This window comes from Bacillus sp. ISL-47 (assembly GCF_018613175.1).
Taxonomy (GTDB): Bacteria; Bacillota; Bacilli; order Bacillales; family Cytobacillaceae; genus Cytobacillus.
This window is the reverse complement of the sequence record NZ_JAGGQS010000070.1, coordinates 26,928-36,368: the sequence shown is the minus strand read 5'-3', so window position 1 is coordinate 36,368 and position 9,441 is coordinate 26,928. Positions and strand designations below refer to the sequence as shown.

Below are 9,441 nucleotides of genomic sequence, written 5' to 3'. Positions count from 1 at the left end.
TACATTAATGCAAGGCCAGTGTGCCTGGCCCCACATACAATAAAGTGTTAAAGACTAGCTTGGCTTTCTATACCGTTACCCCAACCTTATTATATTTCGATACCCCAATTTCCGATGCACCCGGTTTTCCATTCTCAACCTCCCACGATGACATCGTAAAGGCTTGTGCATTCGGATCGCCAGGGGAAGAAACCACCCGGAAGTCGGTTTTCCATGAATCATGTGTTAAATCGCAGCGTACATATCCGCGCAGGTCGCCATTAAAGAGCTTTACGTGCGGGTTAGCAGAAAGTGCTGCTTCCACATTGTCTTTCCAGCCGCAGCCTGAACTGATTGAAGTGCCGACAAACTCTGTTGCAAGTGTCTCTGAGGAAGGATTCGTAAAGTCAGCCTTCAGGTCGTTGACCCAGCTTGAATGCCAGTCGCCGGCAAGGACAATCGGATTGGAAGGGCGATGCTGCTGGATAAACTTTAAAATCCGATCCCGTTCGGCCGCATAGCCGTCCCATTGGTCATGATTGACACTGATTCCCGAACCGGGATCATAATCATATTGAGCCATAATGGTTTGCTGGGCAATGACATTCCAGCGGGCTTTGGACTGCTCCAGATTTTTTAATAGCCAATGCTCCTGTTTGGAGCCCATCATCGTTCTTGAAGGGCTGTGTGCTTCAGGATCCAGCGGCGCACTCGGAAAACCGTCCCTTAACTGGTCATCCCGGTATTGGCGTGTATCTAAAACATTAAATTCTGCTAAATTTCCATATGTGAATTGCCGGTAAAGAATCATATCAGAGCCATGCGGTTTGGATCGAAGCCTGAGCGGCAGGTGCTCATAATAGGCTTGAAAAGCTGCAGCGCGAAGGGCAAGAAAGTTCTGGTTCGATTCTTCTCCATCCGGCTGTGAAATATCATTTGCCCAGTTATTTTCGACTTCGTGATCATCGAAGGTCACGATAAACGGAAACGCAGCGTGAGCCTGCTGCAGATCAGGAGAAGTCTTGTAAAGGGCATGCTGGTTGCGGAAGTCGGCAAGTGTTGCCGTGTCCCTTTTTTCATAAATATAGTCCCCAAGGTGGAGAACAAAATCGAGGTCCTGCTGGGCCATATCACGGTATGCGGCATAGCGTCCTCCTACCCAGGCCTGACAGGAGGCGAAGGCAAAAGAAAGGCTGTTTACATGCGCTCCCCAAGCAGGAGCCGTTTTCGTCCTGCCGACCGGACTGATTTCGTTACCGGCTTTGAATCGATAATAATACTCCATTCCCGGCCTAAGGCCATGTACTTCTGCATGGATGGAATGCGCAAGCTCCTGCATGGCAACATCTGTTCCGTGTTTTACTACTCTATTAAACTGTTCATCCTCTGCGACTTCCCACTCTACACGAATGTTTTTATCGGGCATGCCGCCTAAGCCATCTGCCGCAGCAGGATCGGGTGCAAGCCTTGTCCATAATACGACTCCATCCGGCAGGGGATCACCTGATGCGACACCGAGAGTAAATGGGTAGGCGTTAAAGGTAAAAGATGCTTCCACGCCCTTTGCAGCCAAAGATTGGGGGATCGTAAGGCTTAGCGCAGCGGCCAGTGCTGCTTTGCTGGAGGTGCCGATAAACGACCGCCGGGTAACTGCTTTCGAATTGAAATCCTTTAACCATTTTTCATAACTCATTTTTTCCACTCCTTATGTATTTATGAAATGATGTCAGATCGTTCTGACATTTAATAGATAACATAGATTCAGAGAGGAAATGGCGGAATTTACCGAAAGTATAAACAATCTATAACTAACTAACATTGGCGTAAAATACTGTAAAAAAATTAACAAGCATGGGCTTAAGGAAGGAGGTAAGGGGGTAAGGAACCTTCTTTTAAAAAATGCTGTCCGATATTCAATAGAAAAAAGCCAGCGAATTAGACCGCTGACTCTCGTTATGAAATTTTTCAATCAAACGTTTGATTAAAGAAATTTACCTTTATGGAGGCAAAAGAATAGCATCTGCAATCGGCCGTTCACCTGTCTGGTCAGACGGTCTTGTGATCCGTATTTTTATGATACTATAGTGGGAGAGCAAGCAGTAGAACGGTCCCATGAAATGAGGTTGAGGATTATGAGTACAATTTTGGATATTGCCAGGCTTGCCGGTGTGGCGAAGAGTACGGTTTCCCGCTATTTAAATGGCGGGTCTGTCGGGGAAGCGACGAGGAAGAAAATTGAACAGGCAATCAGGGAAACCGGGTATACACCGAACCCGTTTGCTCAGAGCCTAAAGGCCAAGAAAACGAATATTATTGGCACGATTGTCCCGCGGCTGGATTCGTATGCTGCTTCGCAAACTTTGATTGGGATTGATGAACAGCTGAAACAAATGAATTACCAGATGCTGATTTCCAACACCAGCCAAAGCCGGGAGCGGGAAATTGAAAGCATTTATAGCTTCGCCAAACAAAAGATGGCGGGGATTATTTTGCTTGCGACCGAAATCACGGACGAGCATATCGAGGCCTTTGAAACGGTCAACGTTCCTGTTCTGCTGATCGGGCAGGAGCATGAGAACTTCCATAGCATTATCCATGATGATTTTCATGCCGGGTATGAGATGGGAAGGTATGTGCTTGAAAAAGGCTATCGTAGAATTGCCTACTTGGGAGTCACGGAACGTGATATTGCGGTAGGGGTGAAGCGGAAGCAGGGCTTTAAAAAAGCGATTCAAGAGGTGGAGAATTGCGAGGTTCGCTTTTATGAGACATTATTCAAGATTCCCGCCGCACAGGCGAGTGCACGGGAGATTATCAAGGAATTCGGTCCTTCCATCTTTGTTTGCGCGACCGATAATATTGCCCTTGGAGTGATGAAGGCGTCGTACGCAGAGGGGCTCAGCATTCCAAAGGATCTGGCGGTGACAGGCTTCGGCGGCTATGACGTGACCGAAATTATCCATCCAGCTCTAACGACGGCCAAGTTTTTTTATAAAGAAGCAGGAGAAAAGGCGGCTAGACAAATGGTGGAGCTGGTTAAGGAACTGCCAGTGGAGAAAGTTTCCATTTCAAAATATGAAATAATTGAGCGTGAAAGCGTTGACAATGTCTCCGGGCAGACTCTATAATAAAAACAACGAAACCGGTTCCATCGATAAAATGAATTCGGTTTCTTGTTTTAGTCAATTATTTTTTTAGCCTAGAATGGAACCGGTTCCGCGGATTGCACTTTTCTTTTTTTTTAACGTCAAATGGAACCGGTTCCTAATCAAGTGAAAAAGTGAGGGATCATGATGGATCATAAACATATCGCGCAGGAAATTCTCGAAGCCATTGGCGGACCGGATAATGTTTCGGCTGCTGCACACTGTGCCACACGCTTGCGTCTTGTATTAAAGGATGAATCAGCCGTTAACCGGGAAGCGCTCGATAAAATGGATGCAGTGAAAGGAACGTTCTCAACCGGAGGCCAGTTTCAAATTATTTTAGGCTCTGGCACAGTTAACGTAGTGTATAAGCACTTGACGGAGCTGACAGGGCAAAGTGAAATGTCCACAAGTGACGTGAAAGAAGCGGCCACAAAGAAGCTTAATCCGATCCAGCAGTTTGTCAAAATGCTGTCCGATATTTTCGTTCCAATCATCCCGGCGATAGTCGCTGGAGGCTTGCTGATGGGAATTAACAATATTCTCACCGCCCCGGACTTGTTTATTGAGGGACAATCATTGGTGGATGCCAATCCTGAAATGGCCGATTTGGCCGCACTCATTAACACCTTTGCAAATGCAGCCTTTGTCTTTTTGCCGATATTAATTGGTTTCTCTGCCACGAAACGGTTTGGCGGGAATCCTTTCCTTGGCGCCACGCTCGGAATGCTGATGGTTCACCCGGACCTGCTGAATGGGTACGGATACGGGGCGGCTCTGCTGAATAATGAAGTACCCGTTTGGAATATATTTGGCCTCGAAATTGAAAAGGTCGGCTACCAGGGTTCAGTCCTTCCGGTGCTCGCCGCATCCTACATTCTGGCTAAAATCGAAACAGCACTGCGCAAAGTTGTTCCATCTGCATTGGACAATCTGTTAACACCGCTATTCTCCATCTTTATTACCGGCGTTTTGACTTTCACATTCGTAGGTCCGCTTACACGCTCCGCTGGTAATCTATTAACAGATGGAATTGTCTGGATGTATGACACAACAGGGATGATTGGCGGAATTATCTTCGGCCTGCTTTATGCACCTATTGTTATTACAGGGATGCACCATAGTTTTATTGCCGTTGAGACACAGCTGCTTGCCGACATTGCGAAGACGGGCGGATCCTTTATCTTTGTCATCGCCGCAATGTCCAACATCGCACAGGGCGCAGCAACCCTTGCCGTCTTAAAAACGACGAAAAATGCGAAAATCAAAGGAACGGCTTCGGCAGCCGGAATTTCCGCCTTGCTGGGAATTACAGAACCGGCGATGTTTGGAATTAACCTGAAACTGCGCTATCCATTTATCGGAGCGATTATTGGTTCGGCGGTCGGCTCCGGCTTTGCGACGTTGTTCAAGGTAAAAGCCACTGCACTAGGGGCAGCCGGCCTTCCCGGAATCATCTCGATTCGCCCGGATGTCATTATTTCCTATATCATCGGCATGGCCATCGCGTTCGCCGTCGCCTTTGCCGTCACGATTGTTTTAGCAAAAAGAGATGAAAAAAAAACAGTCAAGCAGCAGCAATCTTATAAAGCAGCATAATAAAAAAGAATGAAAAGGAGAATCCCGCGATTCTCCTTTCTGTATTAGGAGTGACACAGCATGGAGTGGACAAAAGAGCAGCGGTACAGGAGCATGGATGACGTAACAGGGGAAGAGCTTGCCGGGCTAGCAGAGCTGGTGAATCAATGTCCGTGGCGCCAGTCTTTTCATATTCAGCCGGAGACAGGACTATTAAACGATCCAAATGGCTTCAGTTATTACAACGGGGAATATCATATGTTCTATCAATGGTTTCCGCTTGGGCCTGTTCATGGATTAAAGCATTGGTATCATACGAAATCTAAAGACCTTGTTCATTGGGAAAACGTTGGAATGGCCATTAAGCCGTCACAAGAATTTGACAGCCATGGAGCATACTCAGGCAGCGGGATCGAGCATGAGGGGAAATTGTTTTTAATGTATACAGGAAATACACGTAATGAAAATTGGGTGCGCCACCCGTATCAATGTATGGCTGTAATGAGTCAGGATGGGAGCATGGCGAAAATGGATGCGCCTGTCATTGCCGAAGTTCCAAAGGGCTATACCGACCATTTTCGGGATCCAAAGGTGTGGAAGGATGGAGACCGGTTCTTTGCAGTGATTGGAGCCCAGCGGGAAAATGAGACGGGAACGGTTGTTTTATACCACTCACAGGATTTGAAAGATTGGCAGTTTGCCGGAGAAATCAAGACCGGGCTTGGTGAACATTTCGGCTATATGTGGGAATGTCCGGATTATTTCGAGCTGGAAGGCCAGGGCGTGTTGCTTTTCTCCCCGCAAGGCTTGAAAGCGGAGGATGATTCCTATCAGAATATTTATCAGTCGGGGTATGTGATCGGAAGTCCGCTCGATATGGAGAAAGCTGAGCTTAAACACGGTGCTTTTCATGAGCTGGACCGCGGCTTTGATTTTTACGCGCCGCAAACCATGCAGGATCCTCAGGGAAGGCGGATTTTAGTCGGCTGGATGGGACTTCCGGAAATCGACTATCCAACGGATAAAAACGGCTGGGCGCATTGTTTGACACTGCCGCGGGAGCTTTCTATAAAAGGTGGGAAGCTGCTTCAGCAGCCGGTTGCTGAGCTGGAGGCGCTCCGCGGGGAAAAGGCAGAAGCAAGCCGGACAGTCGAGGATGAAACAGTTGGTTTGGAAGGGTTTGAGGGAGAAGTGTATGAACTTCTCGCTGAATTCTCCGGAAGCACGGCGGACGAATTTGGATTGGAGCTCCGAGTGGGAGAGAGTCAGAAAACGGTGATTAAATATGATGCCGTCACGAAAAAGGTGGTCTTCGACCGGACTCATTCAGGAGCATCCTTTGCAGAGGAGTTTGGCACTGTACGGAAATGTGGGCTGGACGCTGAAAAAATTTCGTTCCGCATCTTTGTCGATGTTTCTTCCATTGAAGTTTTTGTGAATAATGGGGAGGAAGTCTTTACCGGAAGGATTTTCCCGAGTGAAACTAGCAATGGAATTCGTGTGTTTGCCCGTGGCGGTGCAACAAACGTCGAAGCCGTTAAATGGGATATCATAAAACCTTGAGAGATAATAGAGGTGACAAAATGGGAAAGCTTTTTTCAATTGGTGAAGTGTTGATTGATTTTATTCCTGTTCAAAAGGGAGTGGCCTTGAAGGATGTTGTCTCTTTTGAGAGAGCACCAGGCGGGGCACCGGCCAATGTGGCGGCGGCTGTTGCCAACTATGGCCAGAAATCCGCGATGATTTCGAAATTGGGGAACGATGCGTTTGGCGACTTTCTGGTCGAAAAGCTCGCAGAAGCCGGAGTGGAGACGGATAAAGTCTACCGGACCGGAGAAGCGAATACTGCTTTGGCCTTTGTCTCGCTAAAGGAAAACGGTGAACGGGATTTCTCGTTTTACCGTAATCCCTCCGCCGATTTGCTGCTGAGTGAGCAGGAAATCGAGCCCGAGTGGTTCCAGAAAGGGGATATTCTTCATTTTTGCTCGGTGGATCTCGTTGAGAGCCCGATGAAGCAGGCTCATAAGAAAGCCATCGGAGCTGTGGCGAAAGCGGGCGGATTGGTTTCGTTTGACCCGAATGTGCGGCTTCCGCTTTGGAAGGAGGCAGAAGACTGCCGCCGTGCCATTCTCGAATTTTTGCCATTTGCTGATATCGTCAAGATTTCAGATGAAGAGCTTGAGTTTATTTCAGGAATCAAAGAGGAACCGGAAGCGATTCAATCGCTGTTCGTTGGGAATGTGAAGGCCGTGGTTTATACAAAGGGTGCTGCCGGTGCGGATTTGTATTTAAAAGAAGAGAAGTATGAATCGAGCGGATATACGGTTGAAGCGGTGGACACAACCGGAGCGGGGGATGCGTTCATTGGGGGATTTTTATACCAACTGCTTGAGCTTGAAGCAACTCCAGCAAATGTGGAAGAAGTATTGCGGGCCAACCAAGCAGGCATCCTCCAGTTCGCCAACGCGAGTGGAGCGCTCACTACAACGGGAAAAGGCGCTATTTCTGCCCTGCCGACCAAGGGGGCAGTGGAGGCAATCATCGGATAGTGGGGACGTACCTTTTGCTTTTTTTAAGGAGGGAGAAGGTGTGTCCCCATGTTTTATAGGAACTGCTGAGACCATTGGAAATGCGCAGGTAAAAAGTTTACCTATGGCAAAAAGAAATGAAGTATTGCAAAAAGTAAAGGGATTGACGGTTATGCCTGCGCCAGGCTGCGAGGATTTTTGGGGTTTCTTTGATTCTTGTTTTTAAGGATGGGGCACGGAGGAACCGTCCCTGTGTTTAAAGGGTTACTATTTATCTTTCATAACACAACTGATTTCGGGGCTCATTTTAGTACTAGCAGTTCTTTCTTCATTTTTTTTCCAGGATTTCAAAGATTGTAAAAAAGAAAAGTAAAGTAGATATCCAGGATAGAAAAGCGGTGTAGTTCTAATAACCCTATTTTTTTTAAAAGCAATAGAAAAGCTAAACAAAAATTGCCGGGTTCTTTTGAAGTGTGGATCGACATACAATATAAAGAGTGGCTGCAAAAGTAAAAAAATAGATCATGCAAAGGACACGATTAAAAAGCTGGCAGGTGCCGGCTTTTTGCTTTGTTTTAAAAAAGGAAAGAATCAGAGAATGCGGAGGGATGGGATGAATCGAAAGTCATACACCATTGTAGCGATCATGCTATTCATTGGGTTTGTTTTGTTCAATCTAAGATTAAATCACGTAACGGAAGAATTAAGATATCAAATAGAGGAAACGGCAGCGAATGCAAGCTTTCTTAACAGCGAAATCAGCTCACTTCAAAGTGAAATCTATGAAATGAAAGAAAAGCAAAAATGGGTCAGTTCAGAAGAGTTCGAAGCTAATAACGAAAAAACAACCGGGCGTGAAGTTTCTCTTGGTCTAAAATGGTCTTTCAGGGAAATCGAAAAGGACGCAGACGTGTATATACAATACAGAGAAAGGAACGGAAAATGGATCAAACAGCTGGCGGAGAAAACAGGGGATAACGAATATAAGACAGAATTTCGGCTGCATCCAGCCCGAGAGTATGAGTATCGAATTATGAGCGATGGTTCGGTTCAGAGAGCAGACGACATTAAACCGATTCCGTTCGAATTGTATCGCATGATAGCGCTTTATCCGGAGATCATGAGTTTTCACATGCAGGAGAACGGGAGGATTCTCGCCGTTGAACTGGAGGTATGGCAGCATCAAAAGCCTGCTTTCGATTTGTTCGATGTGAAGGAAGTAGCCATGGTTCTCTATACCGATAAAAAGGGGAAAAGGGTTCCATTGAAGGGGAAAGCCGATACTGAATATGAGGGGCGTAAGTGGCACTACCAGGCCGACTTCAAAAATGAAAAAGTGGATGGGATGGAACTTGAAGTAATGTTCCAGAATGGCTGCATTCAAAGGGAGAACATCGTGGAAATCATCGAAGGCAATGTGTTAGAAGAGCCTTGGGACAAAATAAGCTGCTGGGATTAAACCTGGATGAAGCTGTATTATCATCTTGAATAAAAGGATGAGGGTATGACCCCGGATACATGAGTTTGTCTGTTGGCGGTAGTATCTAATATAATTCCATTAGTGTGGATGTTTCTGCATTAGTAACATATTATCTGTGATGAAAGAAAGAAATTATGAGGATTGGAAGGAGGCGGGATTTTGCCTTTTTTAAGAAATAGATTTAGCACCAGCTCATCAGGATCAATTCTGCACAGCCACTCTTTTGTTAGCTTAAGCCAGTGTGCCTAACTCACATCCGTGTTGAAGTGTAAAACAGATAAAACCTTGCTGATTTTTGCAGCAAGGTTTGTTGGGAATATATATTTCGCGGTTAGCTCAATTTTTAATTGGACCAAAAGCCTCGTGTCGGCTGAGCCATCGCAAATAACACTCAAACTTCCGTGTAGGCTACATGTTTTTAGAGGAGAGGGGCATCAAAGAAAGCGAGGTCGGCAGAAAAGGCATTGAAGGGATATGGTTGATAAAATGACTTAGATGAAGTTGCTTATTGTGAATAACTGAATTGGTACTAGGTACCACCCGGATCTTCTTGCTTCATAGATATGTTTCACGAAATCTCTGAAGATATTTATTTGTTAGATTGGGCCCAAAGATTTAATCAAACGTTTGATTGATTAGTTCAAAGTCTTGGCAGGTGGCTGTTTTGTAAAGCTTTGGAGCAGTTTTAAAAAAGCTCTCTTAACTAAAAGCAGAAATAGTGACATAAAAA

General features: G+C 46.1%; 6 protein-coding genes. 5 read left to right on the top strand and 1 reads right to left on the bottom strand.

All coding sequences use genetic code 11. The features are described from left to right. Positions 1–67: 67 nt before the first annotated feature. A complete protein-coding gene (locus tag J7I93_RS22185) occupies positions 68–1,672 on the bottom strand; it encodes an alkaline phosphatase D family protein (protein WP_214728594.1) in 1,605 nt (534 codons plus the stop codon). A 439-nt stretch (positions 1,673–2,111) separates the two neighbouring features. Between J7I93_RS22185 and J7I93_RS22180 the strand changes: the two genes are divergently transcribed. The 5 genes from J7I93_RS22180 to J7I93_RS22160 all read left to right on the top strand — a co-directional run bounded on the left by J7I93_RS22180 (position 2,112) and on the right by J7I93_RS22160 (position 8,690). Continuing rightward, on the top strand, positions 2,112–3,107 hold the full coding sequence (locus J7I93_RS22180) for a LacI family DNA-binding transcriptional regulator (RefSeq protein ID WP_214728592.1): 996 nt from the start codon (positions 2,112–2,114) through the stop codon (positions 3,105–3,107). 165 nt (positions 3,108–3,272) lie between these two features. Continuing rightward, complete coding sequence (locus tag J7I93_RS22175; protein ID WP_214728598.1) at positions 3,273–4,724, top strand: sucrose-specific PTS transporter subunit IIBC; 1,452 nt, start codon at positions 3,273–3,275, stop codon at positions 4,722–4,724. Between the two features lie 60 nt (positions 4,725–4,784). After that, positions 4,785–6,266 carry a glycoside hydrolase family 32 protein gene (locus tag J7I93_RS22170; RefSeq protein ID WP_214728590.1) on the top strand — a complete coding sequence of 494 codons (1,482 nt, stop codon included), beginning with the start codon at positions 4,785–4,787 and terminating at the stop codon, positions 6,264–6,266. 20 nt (positions 6,267–6,286) lie between these two features. Next, a complete protein-coding gene (locus tag J7I93_RS22165; protein ID WP_214728596.1) occupies positions 6,287–7,252 on the top strand; it encodes a carbohydrate kinase family protein in 966 nt (321 codons plus the stop codon). 592 nt (positions 7,253–7,844) lie between these two features. Next, positions 7,845–8,690, top strand: a complete 846-nt coding sequence (locus J7I93_RS22160) for a hypothetical protein (protein WP_214728588.1) — start codon at positions 7,845–7,847, stop codon at positions 8,688–8,690. The last annotated feature ends 751 nt before the right edge of the window (positions 8,691–9,441 follow it).

Coding starts and splice junctions, on each gene's coding strand:
- J7I93_RS22185 (WP_214728594.1), bottom strand. CDS start 1,672: ATGAGTTATGAAAAATGGTTAAAGGATTTCAATTCGAAAGCAGTTACC.
- J7I93_RS22180 (WP_214728592.1), top strand. CDS start 2,112: ATGAGTACAATTTTGGATATTGCCAGGCTTGCCGGTGTGGCGAAGAGT.
- J7I93_RS22175 (WP_214728598.1), top strand. CDS start 3,273: ATGGATCATAAACATATCGCGCAGGAAATTCTCGAAGCCATTGGCGGA.
- J7I93_RS22170 (WP_214728590.1), top strand. CDS start 4,785: ATGGAGTGGACAAAAGAGCAGCGGTACAGGAGCATGGATGACGTAACA.
- J7I93_RS22165 (WP_214728596.1), top strand. CDS start 6,287: ATGGGAAAGCTTTTTTCAATTGGTGAAGTGTTGATTGATTTTATTCCT.
- J7I93_RS22160 (WP_214728588.1), top strand. CDS start 7,845: ATGAATCGAAAGTCATACACCATTGTAGCGATCATGCTATTCATTGGG.